26 protein-coding genes are annotated in these 24,065 nt (G+C 72.7%); 17 read left to right on the top strand and 9 right to left on the bottom strand.

The genetic code is table 11. The features are described 5' to 3' along the window. Window positions 1-112: 112 nt before the first annotated feature. Genes VFE82_RS05475 through VFE82_RS05425 form a run of 11 tightly spaced genes read left to right on the top strand, consistent with a single transcriptional unit; the run spans window position 113 to window position 11,924 of the window. On the top strand, window positions 113-1,228 hold the full coding sequence (locus VFE82_RS05475) for an SDR family NAD(P)-dependent oxidoreductase (protein ID WP_324999234.1): 1,116 nt from the start codon (window positions 113-115) through the stop codon (window positions 1,226-1,228). Window positions 1,229-1,277: 49 nt separating this feature from the next. Beyond that, window positions 1,278-2,345, top strand: coding sequence for an NAD-dependent epimerase/dehydratase family protein (locus tag VFE82_RS05470; protein WP_324999232.1), 1,068 nt, complete (start codon window positions 1,278-1,280; stop codon window positions 2,343-2,345). Between the two features lie 29 nt (window positions 2,346-2,374). After that, window positions 2,375-3,316 (top strand): MDR/zinc-dependent alcohol dehydrogenase-like family protein, encoded by a 942-nt coding sequence (locus tag VFE82_RS05465; RefSeq protein WP_324999231.1) that lies wholly within the window; start codon window positions 2,375-2,377, stop codon window positions 3,314-3,316. After that, window positions 3,313-4,308, top strand: coding sequence for a Gfo/Idh/MocA family oxidoreductase (locus VFE82_RS05460; protein ID WP_324999230.1), 996 nt, complete (start codon window positions 3,313-3,315; stop codon window positions 4,306-4,308). The genes VFE82_RS05465 and VFE82_RS05460 overlap by 4 nt, the downstream gene beginning before the upstream one ends. Window positions 4,309-4,327: 19 nt before the next feature. Beyond that, entirely contained in the window at window positions 4,328-5,419 is a 1,092-nt protein-coding gene (locus VFE82_RS05455) for a glycosyltransferase family 4 protein (RefSeq protein ID WP_324999229.1), read from the top strand. Then, on the top strand, window positions 5,410-6,531 hold the full coding sequence (locus VFE82_RS05450) for a CgeB family protein (protein WP_324999228.1): 1,122 nt from the start codon (window positions 5,410-5,412) through the stop codon (window positions 6,529-6,531). Before VFE82_RS05455 ends, VFE82_RS05450 begins: the two co-directional genes overlap by 10 nt. Window positions 6,532-6,539: 8 nt before the next feature. Beyond that, entirely contained in the window at window positions 6,540-7,643 is a 1,104-nt protein-coding gene (locus VFE82_RS05445; protein ID WP_324999227.1) for a CgeB family protein, read from the top strand. Continuing rightward, the gene (locus VFE82_RS05440; RefSeq protein ID WP_324999226.1) at window positions 7,640-8,722 is read left to right on the top strand and encodes a CgeB family protein; all 1,083 of its coding nucleotides are present in this window, start codon (window positions 7,640-7,642) and stop codon (window positions 8,720-8,722) included. The genes VFE82_RS05445 and VFE82_RS05440 overlap by 4 nt, the downstream gene beginning before the upstream one ends. Further along, window positions 8,719-10,080, top strand: a complete 1,362-nt coding sequence (locus VFE82_RS05435) for a UDP-glucose/GDP-mannose dehydrogenase family protein (RefSeq protein WP_324999225.1) — start codon at window positions 8,719-8,721, stop codon at window positions 10,078-10,080. The genes VFE82_RS05440 and VFE82_RS05435 overlap by 4 nt, the downstream gene beginning before the upstream one ends. A 6-nt stretch (window positions 10,081-10,086) precedes the next feature. Continuing rightward, the gene (locus VFE82_RS05430) at window positions 10,087-10,899 is read left to right on the top strand and encodes a TIGR04290 family methyltransferase (RefSeq protein WP_324999224.1); all 813 of its coding nucleotides are present in this window, start codon (window positions 10,087-10,089) and stop codon (window positions 10,897-10,899) included. Then, on the top strand, window positions 10,896-11,924 hold the full coding sequence (locus VFE82_RS05425; protein ID WP_324999223.1) for an NUDIX domain-containing protein: 1,029 nt from the start codon (window positions 10,896-10,898) through the stop codon (window positions 11,922-11,924). Before VFE82_RS05430 ends, VFE82_RS05425 begins: the two co-directional genes overlap by 4 nt. Window positions 11,925-11,939: 15 nt before the next feature. Here VFE82_RS05425 and VFE82_RS05420 read toward each other — a convergent pair whose 3' ends face one another. Then, a complete protein-coding gene (locus VFE82_RS05420) occupies window positions 11,940-13,160 on the bottom strand; it encodes an MFS transporter (RefSeq protein WP_324999222.1) in 1,221 nt (406 codons plus the stop codon). Beyond that, a complete protein-coding gene (locus VFE82_RS05415; RefSeq protein WP_324999221.1) occupies window positions 13,153-13,611 on the bottom strand; it encodes a MarR family winged helix-turn-helix transcriptional regulator in 459 nt (152 codons plus the stop codon). The genes VFE82_RS05420 and VFE82_RS05415 overlap by 8 nt, the downstream gene beginning before the upstream one ends. Before the next feature lie 58 nt (window positions 13,612-13,669). On the opposite strand from VFE82_RS05415, the gene VFE82_RS05410 reads away from it, so the two are divergent. Continuing rightward, window positions 13,670-14,215: a PaaI family thioesterase gene (locus VFE82_RS05410; protein ID WP_324999220.1), complete on the top strand. Its 546-nt coding sequence runs from the start codon at window positions 13,670-13,672 to the stop codon at window positions 14,213-14,215. Between the two features lie 8 nt (window positions 14,216-14,223). Here the strand turns inward: VFE82_RS05410 and VFE82_RS05405 are convergent, their stop codons facing one another. Further along, window positions 14,224-14,955, bottom strand: a complete 732-nt coding sequence (locus tag VFE82_RS05405; RefSeq protein WP_324999219.1) for an SGNH/GDSL hydrolase family protein — start codon at window positions 14,953-14,955, stop codon at window positions 14,224-14,226. Window positions 14,956-15,049: 94 nt separating this feature from the next. Here VFE82_RS05405 and gloA point away from each other — a divergent pair, with 94 nt between their 5' ends. Continuing rightward, entirely contained in the window at window positions 15,050-15,436 is a 387-nt protein-coding gene (gene gloA / locus VFE82_RS05400) for a lactoylglutathione lyase (RefSeq protein WP_324999218.1), read from the top strand. On the opposite strand, the gene VFE82_RS05395 is transcribed toward gloA, so the two are convergent. After that, a complete protein-coding gene (locus tag VFE82_RS05395; protein WP_324999217.1) occupies window positions 15,433-16,170 on the bottom strand; it encodes a sulfite exporter TauE/SafE family protein in 738 nt (245 codons plus the stop codon). The genes gloA and VFE82_RS05395 overlap by 4 nt on opposite strands. Window positions 16,171-16,288: 118 nt before the next feature. Here VFE82_RS05395 and VFE82_RS05390 point away from each other — a divergent pair, with 118 nt between their 5' ends. Next, window positions 16,289-17,014, top strand: a complete 726-nt coding sequence (locus VFE82_RS05390) for a papain-like cysteine protease family protein (RefSeq protein WP_324999216.1) — start codon at window positions 16,289-16,291, stop codon at window positions 17,012-17,014. A 113-nt stretch (window positions 17,015-17,127) separates the two neighbouring features. Here VFE82_RS05390 and VFE82_RS05385 read toward each other — a convergent pair whose 3' ends face one another. The 4 genes from VFE82_RS05385 to VFE82_RS05370 all read right to left on the bottom strand — a co-directional run bounded on the left by VFE82_RS05385 (window position 17,128) and on the right by VFE82_RS05370 (window position 20,641). Beyond that, a complete protein-coding gene (locus VFE82_RS05385) occupies window positions 17,128-17,799 on the bottom strand; it encodes a sulfite exporter TauE/SafE family protein (RefSeq protein ID WP_324999915.1) in 672 nt (223 codons plus the stop codon). 10 nt (window positions 17,800-17,809) lie between these two features. Further along, complete coding sequence (hemN, locus tag VFE82_RS05380) at window positions 17,810-19,186, bottom strand: oxygen-independent coproporphyrinogen III oxidase (protein ID WP_324999215.1); 1,377 nt, start codon at window positions 19,184-19,186, stop codon at window positions 17,810-17,812. Between the two features lie 29 nt (window positions 19,187-19,215). After that, window positions 19,216-19,653 (bottom strand): universal stress protein, encoded by a 438-nt coding sequence (locus VFE82_RS05375; protein WP_324999214.1) that lies wholly within the window; start codon window positions 19,651-19,653, stop codon window positions 19,216-19,218. 220 nt (window positions 19,654-19,873) lie between these two features. After that, the gene (locus tag VFE82_RS05370) at window positions 19,874-20,641 is read right to left on the bottom strand and encodes a ZIP family zinc transporter (protein ID WP_324999213.1); all 768 of its coding nucleotides are present in this window, start codon (window positions 20,639-20,641) and stop codon (window positions 19,874-19,876) included. Window positions 20,642-20,744: 103 nt separating this feature from the next. Between VFE82_RS05370 and VFE82_RS05365 the strand changes: the two genes are divergently transcribed. Continuing rightward, window positions 20,745-21,038: a GNAT family N-acetyltransferase gene (locus VFE82_RS05365; protein ID WP_324999212.1), complete on the top strand. Its 294-nt coding sequence runs from the start codon at window positions 20,745-20,747 to the stop codon at window positions 21,036-21,038. A gap of 213 nt (window positions 21,039-21,251) precedes the next feature. On the opposite strand, the gene VFE82_RS05360 is transcribed toward VFE82_RS05365, so the two are convergent. After that, on the bottom strand, window positions 21,252-22,007 hold the full coding sequence (locus VFE82_RS05360) for a class I SAM-dependent methyltransferase (protein WP_324999211.1): 756 nt from the start codon (window positions 22,005-22,007) through the stop codon (window positions 21,252-21,254). A 72-nt stretch (window positions 22,008-22,079) separates the two neighbouring features. On the opposite strand from VFE82_RS05360, the gene VFE82_RS05355 reads away from it, so the two are divergent. Both VFE82_RS05355 and VFE82_RS05350 read left to right on the top strand, forming a co-directional pair. After that, window positions 22,080-22,739, top strand: coding sequence for a response regulator transcription factor (locus VFE82_RS05355; protein WP_324999210.1), 660 nt, complete (start codon window positions 22,080-22,082; stop codon window positions 22,737-22,739). Further along, the gene (locus VFE82_RS05350; protein ID WP_324999209.1) at window positions 22,736-24,046 is read left to right on the top strand and encodes an ATP-binding protein; all 1,311 of its coding nucleotides are present in this window, start codon (window positions 22,736-22,738) and stop codon (window positions 24,044-24,046) included. Before VFE82_RS05355 ends, VFE82_RS05350 begins: the two co-directional genes overlap by 4 nt. Window positions 24,047-24,065 lie beyond the last annotated feature (19 nt).

The following is a 24,065-nucleotide window of genomic DNA, read 5'->3' as shown; positions in this document are numbered from 1 at the left end:
AGTTTTCCTGCTCGACACTGCAAATTTTTTTCTTCTGATGTGTTTGCAATCGGCCCCGCCTCCGAGATGGAACACATAACATTCCTCAGGTACTTAGAAGGAAGAACCCAACATGCAGCATGTCCTGATCACGGGAGGCGCCGGATTCATCGGATCGCATCTGGCCGATGAGTTGCTGGCCAACGGTTATCGCGTGCGCGTCCTCGACAGCCTCGAGCCGCAGGTGCACGGTGAACAACGCCGGCGGCCCGACTACCTCAGTCCGGAAGTCGAACTGATGGTCGGGGACGTGTGCGACAAGCAGGCCGTGCAGAAGGCGCTCAAGGGCGTGGACGCTGTGTTCCACTTCGCCGCCGCAGTGGGCGTGGGCCAGAGCATGTACGAGCTCGCGCACTACACGCGGGTGAACAACCTGGGCACCGCCGTCGTGCTCGAGGCCATGATCGAGGAGCCGGGCCGCAAGCTGGTCGTGGCCTCCAGCATGAGCCTGTACGGCGAGGGCCTGTACCGTGACACCGCGGGCCAGGTGCGCGAGGGCGGCGAGCGCAGCCTCGAGCAGCTCAAGCGCGCGCAATGGGAGCTGGCCGATGGCCACGGCGGCGTGCTCGCCCCGGTGCCCACGCCCGAGACCAAGAGCGCAGCGCTGGCGTCGGTGTACGCGCTGTCCAAGTTCGACCAGGAGCGCATGTGCCTGCTGGCCGGGCGCGCCTACAACTTCCCCGCGGTGGCGCTGCGCTTCTTCAACGCCTACGGCCCGCGCCAGGCGCTGTCCAATCCCTACACCGGCGTGCTCGCCATCTTCGCCTCGCGCCTGCTCAACGACAGCGCCCCGAAGATCTTCGAGGACGGCCTGCAGCAGCGCGACTTCGTCAGCGTCTACGACGTGGCCCGCGGCTGCCGGCTCGCGCTGGAAAAGCCCGAGGCGGCAGGCGACGTGTTCAACATCGGCAGCGGCCGTCCGCAGACGGTGCAGGCCGTGGCGGCGCGGCTGGCCAAGGTGCTGGGCAAGGAGCAGATCCAGCCCGAGATCGTCGGCAAGTACCGGGTCGGCGACATCCGCCACTGCTTCGCCGACATCGGCAAGGCGCAGCGCGTGCTGGGGTACCAGCCGCAGGTCACGCTGGACGACGGCATGGCCGAGCTGGCGGCCTGGCTGGCCGGCCAGGCGGCGGTCGACCGCGTGGCGCAGGCGAGTGCCGAGCTCAGCGCCCGGGGGCTGACCGTATGACCGCGGCGGCCCCGGCCCAGCCCGCAGCGCGCACCCTGGAGGCGTCCTGATGTCCGAGCAACTGTCCCTCATCACCGGCGGTGCCGGCTTCATCGGCTGCAACCTGGCCCAGCGCCTGCTGTCGTCCGGCCGCAAGGTCCGCATCCTGGACAACCTCACGCGGCCGGGCGTCGAGCAGAACCTGCAGTGGCTGCGGGACCAGCACCTCGACCGCCTGCAGGTGGTGGTCGGCGACATCCGCGACGAGGCCACCGTCAACCGCGCCGTCGCGGGCACGACCCAGGTCTTCCACTTCGCCGCGCAGGTGGCGGTGACCACCAGCCTCGACAAGCCGCGCGACGACTTCCTGGTCAACGCGCAGGGCACGTTCAACGTGCTGGAGGCGGTGCGTGCCCGGCCCGTGCCGCCCTTCATGCTGATGACGTCGACCAACAAGGTCTACGGCGACCTGGCCGACCTCGAACTGCAGCCGGCGGGCCAGCAGTACCAGCCCACCAACCTGGCCACGCGCGCGCGCGGCGTGTCGGAAGCGCGGCCGCTGGATTTCCACAGCCCCTACGGCTGCTCCAAGGGCGCGGCCGACCAGTACGTGCTCGACTACGCCCGCAGCTACGGCCTGGCCACGGCGGTGTTCCGCATGAGCTGCATCTACGGCCCACGCCAGTTCGGCACCGAAGACCAGGGCTGGGTCGCCCACTTCATCCTGCGCGCATTGCGCGGCGAGCCGATCACCCTGTATGGCGACGGCAAGCAGGTGCGCGACGTGCTCTTCATCGACGACCTGGTGCAGGCCTTCCTGCTGGCCGAGCAGAACGCCGACCAGATCGCCGGGCGGGCGTTCAACATCGGCGGGGGCCCGTCCAACGCGATCAGCCTGCTCGACCTGCTCGACCGGATCGAGGCGCTGCACGGCGTGCGGCCGGCCACGGCCTTCGACGCCTGGCGCACGGGCGACCAGCGCTACTACGTGAGCGACACCCGCGCCTTCGAGACCGCCACCGGCTGGAAGCAGCGCGTGCGCGCCGCCGACGGCATCGGCCGGCTCTACGACTGGCTCAAGACCCACCGCACGGCAGGCACCGCAAGCGCGGCGCTGCACGCCGTGGGTGCGCACTGACCGAAGGGACGACGACGATGCAGGCATGCGTGATCGCCGCCCCCGGCCGGGCCGACCTCCAGGACGCGCCGCGTCCCGAACCCGGTCCCGGTGAAGTGCTCCTGCGGCTCGAGGGATCGGGCGTCTGCGCCTCGAGCCTGCCGGTCTGGGAAGGCCGCGAGTGGTTCAGCTACCCCCAGGCCGCCGGCGGCCCGGGCCATGAAGGCTGGGGCCGGATCGCGGCGGTGGGCGAAGGCGTGACGGGCTTCGCGCCGGGCGACCGGGTCGCCGCGCTCAGCTACCGTGCCCACGCCGAGTACGACGTCGCCAAGGCCGACGCCGCGGTGCGGCTGCCCGACTCGCTGGCCGGCAAGGCGGTGCCGGGCGAGCCGCTCGGCTGCGCCGTCAACATCTTCCGCCGCAGCGAGATCCGCGCCGGGCAGACCGTCGCCATCGTGGGCATCGGCTTCCTCGGCGCGCTGCTCACGCAGCTGGCCGTCCACGCCGGCGCCCGCGTGATCGCGCTGTCGCGCCGCCAGGATTCGCTGGACTTCGCGCGCCGCTTCGGCGCGCAGCACACCATCGTGCTGGACGACCACTGGAAGGTGATCGAACAGGTCAAGGCGCTCACCGGCGAGCAGTGGTGCGAGCGCGTCATCGAGGCGACCGGGCTCGAGTGGCCGCTGCAGCTGGCCAGCGAACTCACCGCGATCCGCGGCCGGCTGGTGATCGCCGGCTACCACCAGGACGGCATGCGGCAGGTGAACGTGCAGCTGTGGAACTGGCGCGGCATCGACGTCATCAACGCGCACGAGCGCGATCCGCGCGCCTACATCGAGGGCATGCGCGAAGCGGTGGCGCTGATGGAGCAGGGCGTGCTCGACCCGGAGCCGCTCTACACCCACCGCCTGCCGCTGGACCGGCTGGGCGAGGCGCTCGAACTCACCCGCACCCGGCCGGAAGGCTTCATGAAAGCGCTGGTGACCGCATGAGCACGCAACGCCTCCCCCGCCTGGGCTTCCTCGGCCTCGGCTGGATCGGCCAGCACCGGTTGCAGGCGCTGCTCGACGAGCAGGCCTGCGAGGTCGTGGCGGTTGCCGATCCCTCGCCCGGGGCAAAGGCCAAGGTGCGCGAACTCGCCGCCTCCGCCGCGACCGTCGACACGCTCGAGCAGTTGCTCGCGCATGAGCTCGACGGCGTGGTGATCGCCACCCCGAGCGCGCTGCACGCCGCGCAGGCACTGCAGGTGCTGGAGCGGCGTCTCGCCGTGTTCTGCCAGAAGCCGCTGGCCCGCACCGCGCAGGAGACCGCGACCATCCTGGACGCCGCCCGCCGCGCCGACCGGCTGCTGGGCTGCGACCTGTCGTACCGGCACACGGACGCGATGCGGCGCATCCGCAACTGCGTCGTCGAGGGCGGCATCGGCGAGGTCTACGCGGTCGACCTGGTGTTCCACAACGCCTACGGGCCGAACAAGGGCTGGGCGCGCGACATGCAGCTGGCCGGCGGCGGCTGCGCCATCGACCTGGGCACGCACTTGGTCGACCTGGCCCTGTGGGTGCTCGGTTCGCCCGGCGTGCAGAACGTGTCGAGCCGGCTCTATGCGCGCGGCAGGCCGCTGGCGCCGAATGCAGGCGAGGTCGAGGACTACGCGGTCGCGCAGGTCGACCTGGCCGGCGGCACCGTGGTGCGCCTGGCCTGCTCCTGGGAGATCTCGGCCGGCCGCGATGCCGTCATCGAGGCGCATTTCCACGGCAGCCGCGGCGGCGCGTCGATGCGCAACCGCAACGGCTCGTTCTTCGACTTCGTGGCCGAACAGTACGAAGGCACGCGCACCACGGTGCTCGCCGAGCCGCCGGATGCCTGGGGCGGGCGCGCCGTGGTCGACTGGGCACGCCGCCTGCAGGGCGGCGCGCGCTACGAAGCTGGCATCGAGTCGCTGCTGCAGGTCGCGACCGTGATGGACGGCATCTATGGCCGGTGAGCCGCCGACCCGGGTGCTGATGACCGCCGACACGGTCGGTGGTGTCTGGACCTATGCCGTCGAGCTTGCCGGTGCGCTCAGCCGCCGCGGGCATGCCGTCCACCTCGCCACCATGGGTGCCCCCCTGCGGGCGGACCAGCGCCAGCAGCTGGCCCGCCATGCCGGCGTCGTGCTGCACGAGAGCGCCTTCCGCCTCGAGTGGATGGCCGACCCGTGGCAGGACGTCGACCGCGCCGGCGAGTGGCTGCTGGCGCTGGAGCGCGAGGTCCGGCCGCAGCTGGTGCACCTGAACCAGTTCGCGTTCGGCGCCCTGCCCTTCCAGGCCCCCAAGCTCGTCGTCGCCCATTCGTGCGTGCTGTCGTGGTGGCAGGCCGTGCATGGCGAACCTGCGCCCGCCGAGTGGTCCGGCTACCGCGACCGGGTCGCCGCGGGCCTGGCCGGTGCCGACCTGGTGGCGGCGCCGACGCAGGCCATGCTGGACACCCTGGTGCCGAACTACGGCGCCAGCTTCCGCGGCGTGGTGCTGCCCAACGGACGCACCGGTGCGCTGTTCAGGCCCGGCGCCAAGGAGCCGGCGGTGTTCTCGGCGGGCCGCTTCTGGGACCAGGCCAAGAACCTGGCCGCGCTGGATGCCGTCGCCACCGCGCTGCCCTGGCCGGTGCGCGTGGCGGGCTCGTGCACGGCTCCCGACGGGCAGCGTCGGCTGCCTGCCGCCGTCCAGCTGCTGGGGGAACTGCCCTCGCAGGACCTGGCGCGCGAGATGGGCCGCGCGTCGATCTATGCCCTGCCCGCGCGCTACGAGCCGTTCGGACTGTCGGTGCTGGAGGCGGCGCTGTCCGGCTGCGCGCTCGTGCTGGGCGACATTCCTTCGCTGCGGGAGGTGTGGGGCCCGGCGGCCGTGTTCGTGCCGCCCGACGACCACGCGGCCCTGCAGGCCGCGCTGCAGCGGCTGGTGCAGCGGCCGGACGAGCGCAGCCGGCTCGCGGCCGCCGCCCGCCAGCGCGCGCTGGCCTTCTCGACCGACCGCATGCTGGCTGCCTGCCTGGAAGCCTATGCGGGCCTCTCGAGCGCCTTCCAACCCACGCCCGAGGAGGAACTGCAGTGCGCGTGATCCTGTTCTGCCATTCGCTGGTCTCCGACTGGAACCACGGCAACGCGCACTTCCTGCGTGGCATCTGCGGTGACCTGCTCTCGCGCGGCCACGACGTCGAGGTCTACGAGCCGGCCGACGCGTGGAGCGTGCGCAACCTGGTGGCCGAGCACGGCCAGGCCCCCATCGAGGGGTTCGCACAGGCCTACCCGCATCTGCACAGCCGCAGTTACGACCTGGACCGGCTCGACCTGGACGCCGCCCTGGCGCAGGCCGACCTGGTCCTGGTGCACGAGTGGAATGACCACGCACTGGTCAAGCGCATCGGCCAGCACCGGCACGCCAACGGACACTACAAGCTGCTGTTCCACGACACGCACCACCGCAGCGTGACCGAGCCCGAGAGCATGGCGCGCTACGACCTGCGCCACTACGACGGCGTGCTGGCGTTCGGCTCCGTCATCCGTGACCTGTACCGGCAGCACGGCTGGTGCGAGCGCGCCTGGACCTGGCACGAGGCGGCCGACACCCGCATGTTCAAGCCGCTGCCGGCGCGCACGCGCGAAGGCGACCTGGTGTGGATCGGCAACTGGGGCGACGAGGAGCGCACGGCCGAGCTGCACGAGTTCCTGCTGGGGCCGGTCAAGGCGCTGGGCCTGAAGGCGCGCGTGCACGGCGTGCGCTACCCCGAGCACGCGCTGGCCAGCCTGCGCGAAGCCGGCATCGCCTACGGCAACTGGCTGCCCAACTACGAGGCCCCGGCCGTGTTCGCGCGGTTCGGCGTGACGGTGCACGTTCCCCGGCGGCCCTACGTGCAGGCGCTGCCGGGCATCCCGACGATCCGCGTCTTCGAGGCGCTCGCGTGCGGCATCCCGCTGGTGTCGGCGCCCTGGGACGACTGCGAAGGCCTGTTCGAGCCGGGCACCGACTTCCTGGTGGCCCGCGACGGCCGCCAGATGCGCGAGCACCTCGCCGCCGTGCTGAACGACCCGGCGCTGGCCCGCTCGCTGGCCGACCACGGCCGCCGCACCATCCTCGCGCGCCACAGCTGCGCGCACCGCGTCGACGAACTGCTGGACATCTACGCGCAGCTGCGCGAGCCCCGGAACACCACAAGAAAGGTCCGAGCATGACATCAGGGATGAACATCGCCTTCTTCGCCTCCAGCCTGGTCTCGGCCTACTGGAACGGGGCCGCCACCTACTACCGCGGCATCGTCCGCGCGCTGCACGAGCGCGGCCACCGGGTCACCTTCTACGAGCCGGACGCCTTCGACCGCCAGAAGCACCGCGACATCGCCGACCCGACCTGGGCGAAGGTGGTCGTGTACTCCGCGCAGTCCGAGGCCGAGGTGCTGGCCACGGTGGAGCAGGCGCGCGGTGCCGACCTGGTGGTCAAGGCCAGCGGCGTCGGCGTGCACGACGAACTGCTGGAGAACGCGGTGCTCGACCTCCAGGGGCCGGGCACGCTGGTGGTGTTCTGGGACGTGGACGCGCCGGCGACACTGGACAGGATGAATGCCGACGCCACCGACCCGCTGCGCCGGCTGGTGCCGCGCTACGACATGGTGCTGACCTACGGCGGCGGCGAGCCGGTGCGGCGCGCCTACCGCGCGCTGGGCGCGCGCGACTGCATCCCGATCTACAACGCGCTCGACCCGAGCACGCATTTCCCGGCGCCGCCGCAGCCTCGCTTCGAGGGCGACCTGGGCTTCCTGGGCAACCGGCTGCCCGACCGCGAGGCGCGCGTCGAGGAGTTCTTCCTGTCGGCGGCCGCGAGCCTGCCCGATCGCCGCTTCCTGCTGGGTGGCAGCGGCTGGGGCGACAAGCCCATGCCGGCCAACGTCCACTACCTGGGCCACGTCTACACCGCCGACCACAACGCGTTCAATTGCACGCCGCTGGCCGTGCTGAACATCAGCCGCGACAGCATGGCCCGCTACGGCTTCTCGCCCGCCACCCGCGTGTTCGAAGCCGCCGGCGCCGCCGCCTGCCTCATCACCGACGCGTGGGAGGGGCTGGAGCAGTTCTTCGAGCCCGGCCGCGAGATGCTGGTGGCACGCAGCGGCCAGGAGGTGGCGCAGCACGTGCGCACGCTCGATGCGGCCACGGCACGCGCCATTGGCCAGGCCGCGTACCGGCGCGTGCTGGCCGAACACACCTACGACCACCGTGCCGCGCAGCTCGACGCCATCCTGGCCGGCCGCGCAGCCTCCGTGCCGAAGGCGGCGGAGGTGGCCGCATGACGGCGCGTTCCATCGTCATCCTCGGGCTGTCGATCACCTCGTCGTGGGGCAACGGCCACGCCACGACCTTCCGTGCACTGGTGCGCGAACTGGTGGCTGCCGGCCACGACGTGCTCTTCCTCGAGCGCGACCAGCCCTGGTACGCGTCCAACCGCGACATGCCGCGCCCGCCCTGGGGCCGAACCGAGCTGTACGGCAGCCTGGACGAACTGCACGACCGGTTCGCCCAGGCGGTGCGGGCGGCCGACCTGGTGCTGGTCGGCTCCTACGTGCCGCAGGGCGCCGAGGTGGGCGACTGGGTGCAGCGCGAAGCCGGCGGCGTGACCGCCTTCTACGACATCGACACACCGGTGACGCTGGCCAAGCTCGCCCGCGGCGAGCACGAGTACCTGCGCCCGCAGCAGATCGCCGGCTACGACCTCTACCTGTCCTTCACCGGCGGCCCCACGCTGCGCCGGCTGGAGGACGAGTTCGGGTCCCCGCGGGCACGGGTCCTGTACTGCTCGGTCGATCCCCAGCTGTACTTCCCCGAGCCGCTGGCCCCCGCCTGGGACCTGGGCTACATGGGCACCTACAGCGACGACCGCCAGCCCGGCGTCGACCGCCTGCTGCTGCAGCCGGCGCGCGAGTGGAGCGCCGGCCGCTTCATCGTGGCAGGGCCGCAGTACCCGGCCGACATCGCCTGGCCCGGCAACGTGGAGTACCGGCCGCACCTGCCACCGGCCGAGCACCGCGGCTTCTACAACCGCCAGCGCTTCACGCTGAACATCACGCGCGCCGACATGATCGCCGCGGGCTGGTCGCCCAGCGTGCGCCTGTTCGAGGCGGCGGCCTGCGGCACCCCGATCATCAGCGACCGCTGGGCGGGGATCGAGACGCTGCTGGCACCCGGGCGCGAGATCGTGCTGGCCGACGGGCCGGCCGAGGTGCTGGCGGTGCTGCGCGGCATGCACGAGGACGAGCGCCGGCAGATGGGCGAGCGCGCCCGCGCGCGCATCCTGGCCGAGCACACCTCGGCCCATCGCGCGGCCGAACTGGTCGCGCATGCCTTCGAACGCGAACTGGAGTCGGCACCATGAACGTCACCGTGATGGGGGCCGGCTACGTCGGCCTGGTCACCGCGGCCTGCCTGGCGGACGTCGGCAACGACGTCGTCTGCCTCGACCTGGACCCGCGCCGGATCGACCTGCTCAACGCGGGGCAGGTCCCGATCTACGAGCCGGGCCTGGAGCAGGTCATCCAGCGCAACTGCGCCGAAGGCCGGCTGCGCTTCACGACCGACACCATGGCCGCGATCGGCCATGCGCAGGTGCAGTTCATCGCCGTGGGCACGCCCCAGGCCGAGGACGGCAGCGCGGACCTCAGCCAGGTGCTCTCGGCGGCCGACAGCATCGGCCGCCACATGCAGGGCTTCAAGCTGGTGGTCACCAAGTCCACCGTGCCGGTGGGCACCGGCGACCGGGTGCGCGGCGCGATCGCCGACGCGCTGCTGGCGCGCAACCTGCCTCACGGCCCCGAGGCGTTCGCCGTCGCCTCCAATCCCGAGTTCCTGAAGGAAGGCGCGGCGATTGACGACTTCATGCGGCCCGACCGCATCGTCATCGGCACCGACCCGGGGCCGGCCGGCGAACGCGCGCGGGAGCTGCTGCTGCGCCTGTACGCACCCTTCAACCGCGTGCAGGAACGCGTGCTGTCGATGGATTTGAAGGCGGCCGAGCTGACCAAGTACGCATCCAACGCGATGCTGGCCACGCGCATCAGCTTCATGAACGAGCTGGCCAACCTGGCGGCCGAGGTCGGGCTGGACATCGAGCAGGTGCGCAAGGGCATGGGGTCGGACGGCCGCATCGGCTACAGCTTCCTCTACGCCGGCACCGGGTACGGCGGCAGCTGCTTTCCGAAGGATGTCCGGGCCCTGATCCGCACGGCCTCGGCCCACGGGCGCCACCTGCGCGTGCTCGAGGCCGTCGAGGCGGTGAACGAGGCGCAAAAGCACATCCTGGTGCAGAAGATCAACGCGCGCTTCGGCACCAACCTGCGCGGCATGCTGTTCGGCCTGTGGGGGCTGGCGTTCAAGCCCAACACCGACGACATGCGCGAGGCGCCCAGCCGCATCGTGCTGAAGGCCCTGCTCGAGCGCGGCGCCCAGGTGATGGCCCACGACCCCGTGGCGATGGCGCACGCGCGCAAGGTGCTGGAACACGACTTCGCCGGCCGCACCGCGATGCTCGACCGGCTGCGCTATGCCGACAAGCCGATCGAGTGCGTGCGCGACGCCGACGCCCTGGTGATCGTCACCGAGTGGGCGGCCTTCAAGAGCCCCAACTTCGAGACGCTGAAGAAGGTGATGCGCCAGCCGATCATCTTCGACGGCCGCAACCTGTACGACCCTGCCATCCGCGAGCAGGGCTTCGAGTACCACGCGATCGGGAGGTGATGCGGGATGGACATGCAGGGGCACGACGAAGCCGTCGACACCGAGGCGCTGCGGCGCGAGATCGAGAGCCTGGGCCCGTGGTTCCACAACCTGCACCTGCCCGGCGGGGTGGAGACGGTGCCGAACCACTTCCTGGGCGGTGACTTCCCGCGCTTCAAGTGGCTGGAGATCGCGCCGCACCTGCCCGAGGACCTGAGCGGCTGGCGCGTGCTGGACGTCGGCTGCAACGCCGGCTTCTACAGCTTCGAGCTGGCGCGGCGCGGCGCGTCGGTGCTGGCCATCGACGTCGAGGAGCTCTACCTGGCGCAGGCCCGCTGGGCGGCGCGGGTGTACGGGCTGGAACAGCAGGTGGAGTTCCGGCACATGGGCGTGTACGAGGTCGCCCGGCTGGAGGAGTCGTTCGACCTGGTCTGGTTCATGGGGGTCTTCTACCACCTGCGCTATCCGATGCTGGCGCTGGACGTGCTCGCGCGCAAGACGCGCCGCCGGCTCGTGTTCCAGACGCTCACCATGCCCGGCGAGACGGTCTACCCCGACACCGCCGACCATCCGATCACCGAGCGCGAACCGCTGCTGGACCCGGGCTGGCCGAAGATGGCGTTCATCGAGCACAAGTTCGCCGGTGATCCGAGCAACTGGTGGGTGCCGAACCACGCGGGCTGCGAGGCGATGCTGCGGGCCAGCGGCCTGCGCATCACCGGCCGTCCGGCCGGCGAGATCTACCTGTGCGAGCCCGATCCGGACAGCAACGCGCGGTTCTGGATGTCGCACGGCGTGGTCGACCCGGCACTGGATGCGCTGCAGGTGATCGCGCGGTGAGCGACCGGCCGGCGCTGGCCGTCTGCACCGCCCGCTTCCTGCTGCCGGGCACCGCGCAGCTCGCGCTGGTCCGCGCGGCGCTGGCCCGCGCGCCGCGCTGCGCCGTGTTCATCCGCCGCGCCCACATGGCGCCCTCGCCCGCCAGTCCATTCGCCTGGGAGGAGCGCGCCCGCATGCTGCTGGCCGCCCTGGCACCGGCCGAGCGCGAGCGGGTCGAGGTGCTGCCGCTGCGCGAGCGCTGGGACGACCACCGGCTGCTGCGCGACATGGCGCTGCACACCAGCGGCGCGCAGCGCGTCGCCTGGCTGGTGGCCGGAGCGCCGCCGCTCGACGAACAGGACCTGCCGGCCGGCTGGACACTGGAGACGATCGGCCCGGAGGACGGCGACGCCCTGGCCGCGACCTGGCTGGAGCAGCTGTACGCGTCGGCCGACCCGGTGCGTGCGCTGCCGGCGGCGTCGCAGCACCTGCCGGCCGACGCACGGGCCTTCCTGCGCGACTGGGCGGACAGCGAACGCTTTGCCATCGTGCGCGACGACTGGCGCCAGATCGCCACCGAGAAGCGCGCCTGGTCGGTGGCGCCCTACCCGGTGGTGCTGGTCACCGTCGATGCGCTGGTGCGGGCGGGCGGGCACGTGCTGCTGGTGCGGCGCGGCCGTTCGCCGGGCAAGGGACTGTGGGCGGTGCCGGGCGGCTTCCTGGAGCCGCGCGAGCCGGTGCTGCAGGCGGCGCTGCGGGAGCTGGTCGAGGAAACCGGGCTGCCCCTGTCCCGGCGCGAGATGCAGCAACGGCTGCGCCGGGTCCACATCTTCGACCATCCGGAGCGCAGCCAGCGTGGACGGATCGTCACGCACGCCTTCTTCTTCGAGCTGGGCGACGCCGAGCCGCCGCCGGTGCAGGGCGGCGACGACGCCGCCGCGGCGCAGTGGGTGCCCCAGGCGCAGCTGACGTCGCTGGAGGCCCAGCTGCACGACGACCACTTCCACATCCTCGACACCTTCCTCGGGCTGAGCGGGCCATCGTGAGGATGCGGCCCGCCGTCAGGCGGGCGCGGCGGCCAGCGGGCGCGCCACCGGCGCCTCGCGGATCGGCAGATGGACGAGCGCCGCCGCCACGGCCAGCAGCGCGTCGGCGATCCAGATCGCGTCGTAGCTGCCGGTGGCCTGGAACACGGTGCCGCCCAGCCAAGCGCCCAGGAAGCCCCCGACCTGGTGGGTGAGCATCACCACGCCGAACAGCGTGGCCATGTTGGCGGGCCCGAAGAACTTGGCCACCAGGCCTGCGGTGGGCGGCACGGTCGACAGGAAGCTCGCGCCCATCACGGCCGCGAACAGCAGCACCACCGGCCCGGTCTTGGGCGCGAGCAGGAACAGCACGATCGCCACGGCCCGCACCAAGTAGATCAGCGACAGCAGGGATTTCATGCGCCAGCGCCCGACCGCCCAGCCCATGCCGACGCTGCCGACGATGTTGAACAGGCCCAGCACCGCCACCGCCCAGCCGGCCCACTGCGTGCCCAGGCCACAGGCGGCGACCACGCCGGGCAGGTGGGTCGCCAGGAATGCGACGTGGAAGCCGCAGACGAAGAAGCCAGCGGCCAGCAGCAGGAAGCCCGGATGGCGCAGGGCCTGCCCCACCGCCTGTCGCGTGCCGACCGCCTGCTGGCCGGCCGGCGCCGCGTGCCGCGCGCTGCCGCGCAGCACCAGCGCCGCCGGAAGCGACAGGAGCACCAGCAGCGCCATCACCTGCAGCGCCGCCACCCAGCCGACCCCTTCGATCAGGAAGGCGGCCACGGGGGCCAGGAGGAACTGGCCGGTCGAGCCCCCGGCATTGACCACGCCCGTGGCCAGGCCGCGCTTGTCGGGCGGCATCAGGCGGGTGGTGGCCGACATCAGCACGGCCGGGCCGGCCATGCCCGCGCCGCCGGCGGCCAGGATGCCCACCGCGAACACCAGGCCGAGGGTGCTTGTCATGTAGGGGGTGAGGAAGGTGCCCAGAGCCACCAGCACGGCGCCCGCCAGCAACACGCGGCCGGCACCGACCTTGTCGGCCACCGCGCCGGCGAACGGCTGCGTGAGGCCCCACCAGAGCTGGCCGAAGGCGAAGGCCAGGCTGATGCTCGCCAGGCCGAGGCCGGTCGCCGTGTTCAACGGCGACAGGAACAGGCCCATGGTCTGCCGGGTGCCCATCGTCAGGGCGAAAGTGCCGGCCGCCGCCAGCAGCACCAGCCAGGCCGCATGGCGGCGCGTCGCTTCATTCATCGTCGTTCTCCTGCTCCTGCGCGGGCGCCAGCCGCCCGCTGCATTCGTCCAGCAGCGCGTGCAGCGCCACCACCCTGTCGATGCCCAGCATCGCGTTCAGCTGTTCCTGCGCCACCCGCCAGCGGCGCTGGGCCTCCTGGCGCTTGTCGCGGCCGGCCCCGGTGGCCTGCACCAGCCGGCTGCGCGCGTCCTGCCCCGGGAGCATCTCGAGCCAGCCCGCCGCGATCATCGGCTGCAGGTTGCGGCTGAGGGTCGAGGCGCTCAGCTTCAACTCGCGCGCCAGGTCCACCGGGCGCAGCGGGCCGAGCTTGCAGACATACGACAGCAGCGAGTACTGGGTGGTCTTGAGGCCCGACTTGCCGACCTCGGCGTCGTAGTGCTGGGCCACCCGCCGCATCAGCTGGCGCAGCTTCAGGTTGGTGCAGCCTTGCGGCTTGACAGGGTGGTCCATGCTGATTATTGTACATGCAACAATTGCAGGTGCAAGCATGAAGGCTCAGGAGAATCACATGGCAGGACAGGAAGAACTGGAGCGCTGGCTGGCGCAGGAACGCGCGCAGGAAGCGCGGTTCGCGGCCGGCGTGGGGCCGGGGGTGGCGGGCCCGGAACAGGTGGCGGGCCTCACGGGCATGGAGACCCTGCAGGCCATGCTGGCCGGGCGCCTGCCCTTCGCGCCGATCGCCAGGACACTGGACTTCCTGCTGCTGGAGGCGGACGAGGGCCGCGCCCTGTTCCAGGGCACGCCGGGGCCGGCCCACCTGAACCCGATGGGCGGCATCCACGGCGGCTGGTACGCCACCCTGCTGGATTCGGCGCTGGGCTGCGCGGTCCACAGCAGGATGCCGGCCGGCCGCGGCTACACGACGGCCGAACTGAGCGTGAACATCGTGCGGGCGATCGGCGACCGGGCGCCGCGCGTGCGGGCCGAGGGCAAGGTGCTCCACGCGGGGCGCCAGCTCGCCACCGCCGAGGGCCGGCTGTACGGCCCCGACGGCACGCTCTACGCGCACGCGACGACGACCTGCCTGGTGTTCGAGCTGCCCTCGGCGCGGTAGGCGCAGGCTCAGGGCCGGCGCGGTCCTGCGGCGGCCAGCACCTGCGGCAGGAACGCGCGTCGCACTTCGCTGGCGCCGCGCAGGCTGGGTTCGATGGTGTGCGTGAACCAGTCCGGCGTGCCCTGCCGGAAGTGCGCGTGCAGGTCGACCAGTGCGCCATGGCGGGAGGCCGCCGCGGCGAGGACGTCGTTGACGCGCCGGTGGTTCGCGCGCGCCGTCCTCGCGTCCACGCCCAGGAAATTGCGCGCGTCGTCGCCGAAGGTCGGGTCGTAGACGTTGCCGATCAGCACCCGGCGGCCGCCCAGCCCGCGCAGGAACCGGCCGAGCTTGTCCTCGAACGCGCGCACGCCGGCGCCGGTGTCGGCGGCCAGCCCGCGCAGCAGGTCGTTGCCGCCCACCGTGAGCAGCACGACGGCCGGACCGGCGTCGGCCGGCAGCCTCCGGGCCTGTCCGGCGAGCCCGTCGACGGTGGCGCCATCCACGGCCCGGTGGTCCAGCCGGGCCGGACCCTGGCTGGACAGGTCGCGGCCCCGGAACTCGGGGAACAGCGTGTCGTCGTTGCGCACCAGCAGCGCGCCCGGGTGCACTCCGCGGTCGTTGTAGCGGCCGCAGTCGAGGATCGAATCACCGAAGGTGTGCAGGGTGAACATGGCAGGCGGCGGCGCCCCCCGCACGGCGCCGGTCGCCAGCCCGGCGGCCAGCAGCCCGAGGCCGCGGCGGCTGCAGCGCAGGTCTTGCATGCCCCGACTCTGGCCGGCGCGCGGCGCGCACGGTGTCGGCCTGCGCCCACGGCGGCCGTCGGCATGCCGCCGTCCGGCTGCCGATAATGCGGCCATGCGACTCCTCCACACCATGCTCCGGGTCGGCGACCTGCAACGCTCGATCGACTTCTACACCCGCGTGCTCGGCATGAAGCTGCTGCGCACCACCGAACGCCCCGAGCAGAAGTACTCGCTTGCGTTCGTCGGCTACGGCAGCAACCCCGACCATGCCGAGCTCGAGCTCACCTACAACCACGGCGTGTCGTCGTACGAACTCGGCACGGCATACGGGCACATCGCCCTGGGCGTGGAAGATGTCTACGGCGCCTGCGACAGGATCCGCGCGGCCGGCGGCAACATCACGCGCCAGCCGGGCCCGGTGCAGGGCGGCAGCACGGTGATCGCGTTCGTCACCGATCCGGACGGCTACAAGATCGAGCTGATCCAGCGCGACGCCTAGGCCCCGGCCGGGCGCTGCGCGGCCGCCCAGAGCAGCGTGACGCCCGAGACGAGCATCAGCCCGTCGATCAGCAGCCGGAAGGCCGCCGGCGACAGCCGCAGCACCACCAGGCGCCCGGCGAACGACCCCGCCATCAGCGCGCCGCCAGCCAGCAGGCCCTGCAGCGCGACTGCGGCCGGCAGCGCGTCGAAGCCGCGGAAGGTGGCGATCTTGGCGGCATAGACCGCCATCGACCCGAGCGCCTCGGTGCCCAGCAGGCTGCCGCGGTCCAGCCCGTAGGCGGTGAACAGGGGCACGCTCAGCGGCCCCGTCGAGACCACGATCCCGGTGAGGAACCCGAGCGGCGCGCCCAGCAGGGCGAGCTGGCGCAGCGACAGCCTGATCGCCTTGAGCGCCAGCCAGCGGCGCGCCGGGATCATGGCCAGGAAGAACAGCCCCAGCGCCGATTCGATCGCGCCTGCGGGCACCGACAGCAGCGTGCGCACACCCACCACGGCGGCGGGCACGGCGGTCAGGCAGAAGGCCGCCGCCGCGCTCCACTCGATTTCGCGGCGCCACGCAACCACCCTTCCGAGGTTTCCGAGCAGCGAGGCGACGGCCATGATCGGGACTGCCTGCAGCGGTCCATGGACCAGCACCAGCACCGGCATCAGGATGATCGACGAGCCGGTGCCCACGATGCCGCCCACCGTGCCCGCGAGCAGGCCCACCGCCGGCACGATCAGGATCTCCATGGCGCGCGGATTGTAGGCGGTGCCTAGGCAAGCGCCCTAGGCACCTTAGGCATTCGCCGCCTCCAGTCCTTCAGCAGCGCTCCGAAGACCCGGACATGAACCGGTCCAAGGAGGCGCCATGACGAACCGGAGTGCCGCGCACGCGCTGCGCGCCCTGTGCATGCTGTCCCTGGGCGGCGTGCTGCTCGCGGGCACCGCCCGTGCCGCCACCGACTGCGCGCCCGCGCAGCAGGCCGGCTACGAGCGCTGCGTCTCCGGCCTGCCGCCTGCGACCTTCGCCCGCATGCAGCAGTGGCAGAAGGCCAGCAACTGGTGCTGGGCCGCCAGCATCAGCATGGTGCTGCGCCGCTACGGGGTGGCCGTTCCGCAGGAACAGGTGGTCCGCACGCACTACGGCAGCTCGGTCAACCTGGGCGTGACGGCGGCCACCATCTCGGAGCTGCTCAACCGCGCCTGGCGCGACAGCACGGGCCGCTCCGTCGTCACCTCGACCGCCGCGCTGCCCGCGCCGCAGCGCCCGCTCGGGCTGCTGGCGCCCGACGTCATCGCCGACCTGACGCGCGGCAAGCCCCTCATCATCGGCGCCCAGCAGCATGCGGTGGTGCTGGTCAAGGTGGTCTACGAGCGGCGCGTCGACGGCGGCGAGCCGCGCCTGGTGGATGGCGTGGTGCTCGACCCGGCGTCCGACAGCGGTCTGCGCAGCATCCGGCGCGGCGAGCACGTGCCCGACTACGTCGCGCGCATCGAGGTGGACGCCGAGGCCGCCCTGGCGCTGGACGATGCGGCGCCCGCCTCCACCCTGCTGGCCCAGCGCGGCGACGACGTCGGGGCCGGCTGGCGCTGACCCCGCGCGCCGGTCGCGGGGCGTCTCACGCCGCCGCGCCGCAGCGGCGCAGCGCGTGTGTCACCGGGCCGGCTGCCACCGTGCCGGGTGCACCGAAGACTGCGCAGCGCCGTTCAACGGCACCAGACCGCGATGCGCTCGGCCAGGTCCATCCAGAGGGCCCAGGCGGCCGCAGCCGCCAGCAGCCCGCCGGCGGCGCGGGTGCCCCAGTCGCGGCGCAGGCGGTCGCCGGCCTGCCGCAGGCGGGCGAACAGCCAGGGACCCAGGAGCAGGCCGGTGGAACTGGCGGCGCCGAACAGCGCCATCGTCAGCGCGCCTTCCAGCGGGCCGCCGGCGAGCGACGCCACCAGCAACGCCGACCACAACAGGCCGCACGGCATGAAGATCCACAGGGCGCCGGCGGCGAACACACCGCCGCAGGCCTGCGCCATCGGGCGGATGCGCAGCCAGGCGCTGCGGCCGGCGGCGCCCACCCAGGCCGGCTGCCTCGCGAGCACGAGCAGCGCCAGGCCCCACAGCAGCACCGCCAGGTGGAACAGCGTCCAGGCCGGACGCAGCGCCGCGGTCTGCGCGGTCAGCCACGCGAACCCCTGCACCGCCGCGGCGGCGATGCCGCCGGCAGCCGAGTAGCCGGCCAGCCGGCCGGCCTGGAACTGCCAGCGCGCCCGGCCGGGCGAACGGCCGGCCCGGGCGATGCCGCCGCAGGCTGCGCCGCACATCGCCGCGCAATGCGGTGCGCCGGCGACGCCCATCAGGAGCGCGGTGGCGGCAAGGGTGGCCGACAGCATGGCGGTTTCAGAGGATGCGCGAGAAGCGGGCGCGCTGGCGGTCGGCCTGCAGGTAGCGGTCGAACACCATGGCCACCGCGCGCACGAAGAACCAGCCCTGCGGCGTGACCTGGACACCCTCGCCGTCCAGTGCCACCAGGCCCTGCCCGGCCAGCGACTGCAGCTGCTCCAGTTCCGCGGCGAAGTAGCTGCGGAAATCCAGCAGCCAGGCCACCTCGATGGTCTCGAACTGCAGCCGGCCCTGGCACATCAGCGCCATGATCACGGCCCGCCGCACCAGATCGTCGCGGGTCAGCGCCAGCCCGCGCACGATGGGCAGCCGCCCCTGGTCGAGCAGGTCGCAGTACTCCTCCATCGTCTTGGCGTTCTGGCTGTAGGTGGCACCCACCCGTCCGATCGCCGACACGCCCAGCGCGACCAGGTCGCAGTCCGGCTGGGTGCTGTAGCCCTGGAAGTTGCGATGCAGGCGCCCCTGGCGCTTGGCCACCGCCAGCGAATCGTTCGGCAGCGCGAAGTGGTCCATGCCGATGTACGTGTAGCCCGCCGCCAGGAACGCGTCCAGGGCCTGCGACAGCATCGCCACCTTCTGCCCGGCCATCGGCAGGTCGGCCTGCAGGATCCGCCGCTGCGGCTTGAAGCGCTCGGGCAGGTGGGCATAGCCGTACAGCGCGATCCGGTCGGGGCGCAGCTGGGCGACCTGCTGCAGCGTGCGCGCGAACGACTCGGGGGTCTGCCTGGGCAGGCCGTAGATCAGGTCGGCGTTCACCGACTCGAAGCCGATGCGGCGCGCCGCCTCCATCAGCGCGAACACCTGGTCGGCCGGCTGCACGCGGTGCACCGCCTTCTGCACCTGCGCATCGAAATCCTGGATGCCGAAGGACAGGCGGTTGAACCCCATCGCGGCCAGCGCCTCCAGGCGGCCCGCGTCGACGGTGCGCGGATCCACCTCGATGGAATACTCGCCGCCGGGCGCCAGCTCGAACGCGCGTCCGAGCATCGCCATCAGCTGCCGCAGTTCGTCGTCGGACAGGAAGGTGGGCGAGCCGCCGCCCAGGTGCAGCTGCGACACGACCGGGCGGCCGCCGAGCTGCGCGGCCTGCAGGTCGATCTCGCGCTGCAGGTAGCCCAGGTAGGCCTGCGCCTTGCCGTGGTGCCTGGTGATGATCTTGTTGCAGGCGCAGTAGTAGCAGAGCGACTCGCAGAACGGGATGTGCACGTACAGCGACAACGGCTGCGGCAGCGTGGCCTCGCGGCGCTGGGCCACGGCGCGGGCGTAGTCGCCGTCGGTGAAGGCCTCGACGAACCGGTCGGCCGTCGGGTACGAGGTGTAGCGCGGGCCCGGCACGTCGTAGCGGCGCAGCAGGTCTTCGGAAACGATCGTCATCGCAGGGAGCCTCTCTTGCCTCGCGTGCTTCAGCGCGCCACCAGCACCGGCACCGCGGCCTGCGCGACCACGTGGCCCGCCACGCTGCCCAGCATCAGCCGCTGCAGCCCCGAACGGCCGTGCGAGCCGACCACCACCAGGTCGGCCCCGACCGTCGCGGCGGTGTCGACGATGCCCTTGACGGCGGCCGCATCCTCCACCCGCCGCCAGTGCAGTTCGACCTGCCGCTCGCCGCCGCACGCGGCGAGCACCTCCTCGTGCGCCGCGGCGGCGTGGTCGAGCGCGGCCGCCATGTAGGCCTCGAAACCCATCGGATTGGCCTCGCCCAGACCCAGGTACGGATAGGGATCGACGACGTAGACGGCGGTCAGCCGCGCGCCGTGCTCGCGCGCCAGCCCGACGGCCATGCGGACGGCGCGCCGGGAGGCGTCGGAGCCGTCGGTGGCCAGGAGGATGTGCTGGAACATGGAAGTCTCGCTTCGGAATCGGATGGCGCCATGGTGCGCGCCAGGCGCCCGCACCCGGTTGACCTGGGTCAACGCGGGCCGCACACCGCGCCTCGCGGCCTTGCGCCAGATCAACGCCGGCGGCCATCGACCGGGCGCAGGGCGCGCGGGAAATCGACGCATGGCGTCGGGCGCAGGCGGCCCCTGCGATGGGAACCGGGAAACTGCCCGCCCGGCGCCCTTACCCGAGGGCCTTGCTCAGGCCGAAGGCGGCCAGGAAACCGGCCACGGTGATCAGTCCGGCGAAATCGTGGGTGTGCTCGAACGCCTCCGGGATCATGGTGTCGACCAGCATCGACAGGATGGCCCCGGCCGCGACCGCCATCGTGAAGGCCACGACCGCGGGCGGATAGTGCCGGAACGCGGTGTAGCCGACCACCGCCGCCACGCCCGACAGCAGCGCGATCGCGGCCCAGACGCCGAACACGTAGCGGGCGTCGCGCCCGGCGTTCTTCATGCCGGCCGCGCTGGCCATGCCTTCCGGCACGTTCGACAGGAACACCGCGGCCACCATGACCAGGCTCACGCCGCCGCCGCCCAGCAGGCTGAGGCCGACGACGATGGACTCGGGCACGCCGTCCAGCAGGGCCCCGACGGCAATGGCCATGCCGCTGCCGGCCTGCTCGGCTTCGCTGGGCTGCTGGCCCTGCGAACGCTTGCGGTGGCGGGCGCCGCGGTGCGACAGCCAGGCGTTGGCGGCGGTGTAGACCAATGCGCCGGCCAGGAAGCCGGCGGCGGTCGACCAGAAACCGCCGCGCTGCAGCGCCTCGTCCATCAGTTCGAACGACAGCGCCGAGATCAGCACGCCGCTTCCCAGCGCCATGACGGCGGCGATCAGCCGCTGCGGCACCCGCAGGAAGAAGCCGGCGGCGGCGCCGAGCACGAGCGCGAATCCGGCGAGCAGGCCCCAGAGGCCGGCCTGCAGCCACGGCGGGATGGCGAGGGGCATGGCGAGGCACTCTAGCGGCGGGCGCCGGCCGCGTGGCCATGCCCGGCGCGGTTCCGGCGCGGTCCTACACCCTTCCGTCGGGGGTGCGCCGTAGGATGGGTTGATGAACGAGCAATCCACCGCGACCGTGCGCGACAACGAGCAACGCAGCCGCTTCGAAGTCGAGGTTGACGGGCGCGTGGCCGGCTTCATCGACTACCGCGACCAGGACGGCGTGCTGGCGCTGGTCCACACCGAGGTGGACCCGGCCTACGAGGGACAGGGCCTGGCCGGACAGCTGGCCCAGCATGCGCTGGAGGCGGCCCGCCGGTCCGGGCGCAAGGTGGTGCCCAGCTGCTCCTACGTGGCCGCCTACATCCGCCGGCACGGGGAGCATGCCGACCTGGTCGCCGGCTGAGCCGAATCCCGCCGGCCCCCCCGCGCCAGCGCAGCAGACATCGTCCGTTCGACACGGCCGTGGCGCCGGCACGTCAGGACGGCGGCAACCCCGACATCGCCAGCGCCACCCGCGAGGTGCTCGACGCCGCGCGGTGCGACGTGGTTCACGTCCCCCGCCCGCCCGGTGGGCGCCTCGGCCCGGGCCTGACCGCCACCGGCGGCCGGCGCCACCCTACTCGCCCCGGCGCCGGAACACCAGCACGTGCTGCCACGGCAGCGTGCCGATGGTCCGCTCGTGCACCAGCGCCAGGGTCGCCATCTCGCGCCGCACCTGCGCCTCGCTCATCCTGTGCAGCGGCTTGATCGGCACCCGCGCGTCTTCGGCCCGGTACTCGACCAGGACCACGCGCCCCCCGGGCCGCAGTGCCTGCACCACGCTGTCCATCACCTCGTGCGGCCAGGCGAGCTCGTGGTAGACGTCGACCAGCACCGCCAGGTCGATGCTCGCCGGCGCCAGGCCACTGCTGCGTTCCTGCGCCTGCACCGTGCGGATGTTGCCCAGCCCCTCGCGGCGCGCCATCTCCTCCAGCAGCCGCAGCATCTGCGGCTGCACGTCCACCGCGAGCACCAGTCCCTGCGGGTCCACCAGCGGCGCCATCCGCCGGGCGAGGTAGCCGGTGCCCGCGCCCACGTCCGCCACCACCATCCCGGGGTGCAGCGCCAGCGCGCGCAGCAGCAGGTCGGTGCGTTCCTCGCGCTCGCGCTCCTGCCGCTCCAGCCAGGCCGCGCCCTGCCAGTCCATGACGCCGGCGATCTCGCGCCCCATGTAGAAGCGGCCCGTGCCGTCCGGGCTGGCCGGCCCGCTGCGGTAGCGGCCCTCGTCGCCCGCCCGGCCGCTGCGCGCGCCGCCGGCCAGCACCAGGGCGAGCGCCTGGCACAGCAGGCGGCGGGTGCGGTCGGCTCGGGCGGCGTGGGCGGAGCGGGTCATCAGCGCATTGTGCGAGCCGCTGCACGGCCGCGCTTAAGCCCGGTTTCAGGTGCGCGGCCACAATCGCATGCCATGCGACTCCTGCTCGTCGAAGACGACCCCATGATCGGCGAGGCCGTGCTCGACGCCCTGCGCGCCGAGCACTACGCGGTCGACTGGGTGCGTGACGGCGGCATGGCCGAGACGGCACTCGCGACCCAGGCCTACGACCTGGTGCTGCTCGACCTGGGCCTGCCCCGCCGCGACGGCCTGGAGGTGCTGCGCTGGCTGCGGGCCCGGCGGTCCGCGGTGCCGGTGCTGGTGGCCACCGCGCGCGACGCCAAGGAGGCGCGCATCGCCGGCCTGGACGCCGGCGCCGACGACTATGTGGTCAAGCCCTACGACACCGACGAGCTGCTGGCGCGCATCCGCGCCCTGCTGCGGCGCAGCGCCGGGCGCGGCGAACCGGTGTACAGCCACAAGGGCGTGACGCTCGACCCGTCCACGCACGAGGCCACGGTGCAGGGCAGGCCGGTGAAGCTGTCGGCGCGCGAGTGGGCCGTGCTGGAGCCGCTGCTGGCGCGGCCGGGCGTGGTGTTCTCGCGGGCCCAGCTGGAGGAGAAGCTCTATGGCTGGAAGGACGACATCAGCAGCAACGCGGTGGAGGTCTACGTGCACGGGCTGCGGCGCAAGCTCGGCGCCGACCTGATCCAGACCGTGCGCGGGCTGGGCTACGTGGTGCCGCGCGAATGACGGGCCCCGCCCAGGCCGCCCCGTCGCTGCGCCGCCAGCTCCTGTGGCTGGTGCTGGCCGCGATCGCGCTGGTGTCGGTGCTGCAGGCCGGCTCGGCCTACCGCACCGCGCTGCGCGAGGCCGATGCGCTGTTCGACGAGCACCTGCGCGAGCTGGCGCGCTCGGTCAGCCAGGGCGCCGCGCCGCAGGCGTTCGACCTGCAGGTGCAGATCTGGGGGCCCGACGGCGTCGAGATCTTCCGCTCCGGTCCCCAGATGCCCTCCCGCGTGCTGCTCGGGTTCTCCGACGTCGAGGTCGAGGGCACCCACTACCGTGTGTATGCGCTGCAGACGCCGCAGCAGACCATCCGCGTGGCGCAGGACCGCGACGCGCGCCAGCAGCGTGCGCGCGCGCTGGCGCTGCGGGCCGTGCTGCCGGTGGCACTGCTCGCGCCGCTGCTGATGGCGGCCGTGTGGTGGCTGATCAGCCGTTCGCTGGCGCCGGTGGCGCGCATGCGCCGCCAGGTGGCCGGCCGCGCCGCCGAGGACCTGTCGCCGCTGCCGGAGGCCGGCCTGCCCGAGGAGGTGCTGCCACTCGTGCAGGAGCTCAACCTGCTGTTCGGCCGGGTGCGGCTGGCGTTCGACGCACAGCGGCATTTCGTCGCCGACGCGGCCCACGAACTGCGTTCGCCGCTGGCGGCGTTGCGGCTGCAGGCGCAGGCGGTGCGGCGCGGCGGCGACGCCGACGCCGACGCCGACGCCCGCGAGGCCGCGCTGCATCGGCTGGAAGCGGGCATCGAGCGCGCCATCCGGCTGGTCAGCCAGATGCTGGCGCTGGCGCGTGCCGAGAGCGAGCCGGCGGAGCCGGCGCCGGTCGACCTGCAGCAGCTGGCCCGCGACACGATCGCCGACCTGCTGCCACTCGCCCGCGAGCGCGGCATCGACCTGGGCCTCGAAGGCAACGCCGCCGCCACCATCCGCGGCGACCCCGATGCGCTGGCCCTGCTGCTGCGCAACCTGGTGGAGAACGCGGTGAAGTACACCCCGCCGGGCGGCCGGGTCGACGTCTCGCTCGTGCAGGCCGACGCGGGTCCCGCCCTGCTGGTCGAGGACAGCGGCCCCGGCATCCCCGACGCCGACCTGGAACGCGTGTTCGACCGCTTCTACCGCTCGGCCGACGCACCGGGCCCCGGCAGCGGCCTGGGCCTGGCCATCGTGCGGACCATCGCGGCCCGCCATGGTGCCTCGGTCGCCCTGGACCGCTCCTTGCGGCTCGGCGGCCTGCGGGCGGCGGTCCGCTTTCCCTCGACGGGCCGGCGGCTTCCTTAAGACCGGCCTAAGCGCCGGC

Source organism: Ramlibacter sp. (assembly GCF_035655895.1).
GTDB lineage: Bacteria > Pseudomonadota > Gammaproteobacteria > Burkholderiales > Burkholderiaceae_C > Ramlibacter.
The sequence above is the reverse complement of the archived record's forward strand: the minus strand, read 5'-3'. Positions and strand labels throughout refer to the sequence as shown.

Coding starts and splice junctions, on each gene's coding strand:
- VFE82_RS05475 (WP_324999234.1), top strand. CDS start 113: ATGCAGCATGTCCTGATCACGGGAGGCGCCGGATTCATCGGATCGCAT.
- VFE82_RS05470 (WP_324999232.1), top strand. CDS start 1,278: ATGTCCGAGCAACTGTCCCTCATCACCGGCGGTGCCGGCTTCATCGGC.
- VFE82_RS05460 (WP_324999230.1), top strand. CDS start 3,313: ATGAGCACGCAACGCCTCCCCCGCCTGGGCTTCCTCGGCCTCGGCTGG.
- VFE82_RS05455 (WP_324999229.1), top strand. CDS start 4,328: ATGACCGCCGACACGGTCGGTGGTGTCTGGACCTATGCCGTCGAGCTT.
- VFE82_RS05445 (WP_324999227.1), top strand. CDS start 6,540: ATGAACATCGCCTTCTTCGCCTCCAGCCTGGTCTCGGCCTACTGGAAC.
- VFE82_RS05440 (WP_324999226.1), top strand. CDS start 7,640: ATGACGGCGCGTTCCATCGTCATCCTCGGGCTGTCGATCACCTCGTCG.
- VFE82_RS05435 (WP_324999225.1), top strand. CDS start 8,719: ATGAACGTCACCGTGATGGGGGCCGGCTACGTCGGCCTGGTCACCGCG.
- VFE82_RS05430 (WP_324999224.1), top strand. CDS start 10,087: ATGGACATGCAGGGGCACGACGAAGCCGTCGACACCGAGGCGCTGCGG.
- VFE82_RS05420 (WP_324999222.1), bottom strand. CDS start 13,160: ATGAATGAAGCGACGCGCCGCCATGCGGCCTGGCTGGTGCTGCTGGCG.
- VFE82_RS05415 (WP_324999221.1), bottom strand. CDS start 13,611: ATGGACCACCCTGTCAAGCCGCAAGGCTGCACCAACCTGAAGCTGCGC.
- VFE82_RS05410 (WP_324999220.1), top strand. CDS start 13,670: ATGGCAGGACAGGAAGAACTGGAGCGCTGGCTGGCGCAGGAACGCGCG.
- VFE82_RS05405 (WP_324999219.1), bottom strand. CDS start 14,955: ATGCAAGACCTGCGCTGCAGCCGCCGCGGCCTCGGGCTGCTGGCCGCC.
- gloA (WP_324999218.1), top strand. CDS start 15,050: ATGCGACTCCTCCACACCATGCTCCGGGTCGGCGACCTGCAACGCTCG.
- VFE82_RS05395 (WP_324999217.1), bottom strand. CDS start 16,170: ATGGAGATCCTGATCGTGCCGGCGGTGGGCCTGCTCGCGGGCACGGTG.
- VFE82_RS05390 (WP_324999216.1), top strand. CDS start 16,289: ATGACGAACCGGAGTGCCGCGCACGCGCTGCGCGCCCTGTGCATGCTG.
- hemN (WP_324999215.1), bottom strand. CDS start 19,186: ATGACGATCGTTTCCGAAGACCTGCTGCGCCGCTACGACGTGCCGGGC.
- VFE82_RS05375 (WP_324999214.1), bottom strand. CDS start 19,653: ATGTTCCAGCACATCCTCCTGGCCACCGACGGCTCCGACGCCTCCCGG.
- VFE82_RS05370 (WP_324999213.1), bottom strand. CDS start 20,641: ATGCCCCTCGCCATCCCGCCGTGGCTGCAGGCCGGCCTCTGGGGCCTG.
- VFE82_RS05365 (WP_324999212.1), top strand. CDS start 20,745: ATGAACGAGCAATCCACCGCGACCGTGCGCGACAACGAGCAACGCAGC.
- VFE82_RS05360 (WP_324999211.1), bottom strand. CDS start 22,007: ATGACCCGCTCCGCCCACGCCGCCCGAGCCGACCGCACCCGCCGCCTG.
- VFE82_RS05355 (WP_324999210.1), top strand. CDS start 22,080: ATGCGACTCCTGCTCGTCGAAGACGACCCCATGATCGGCGAGGCCGTG.
- VFE82_RS05350 (WP_324999209.1), top strand. CDS start 22,736: ATGACGGGCCCCGCCCAGGCCGCCCCGTCGCTGCGCCGCCAGCTCCTG.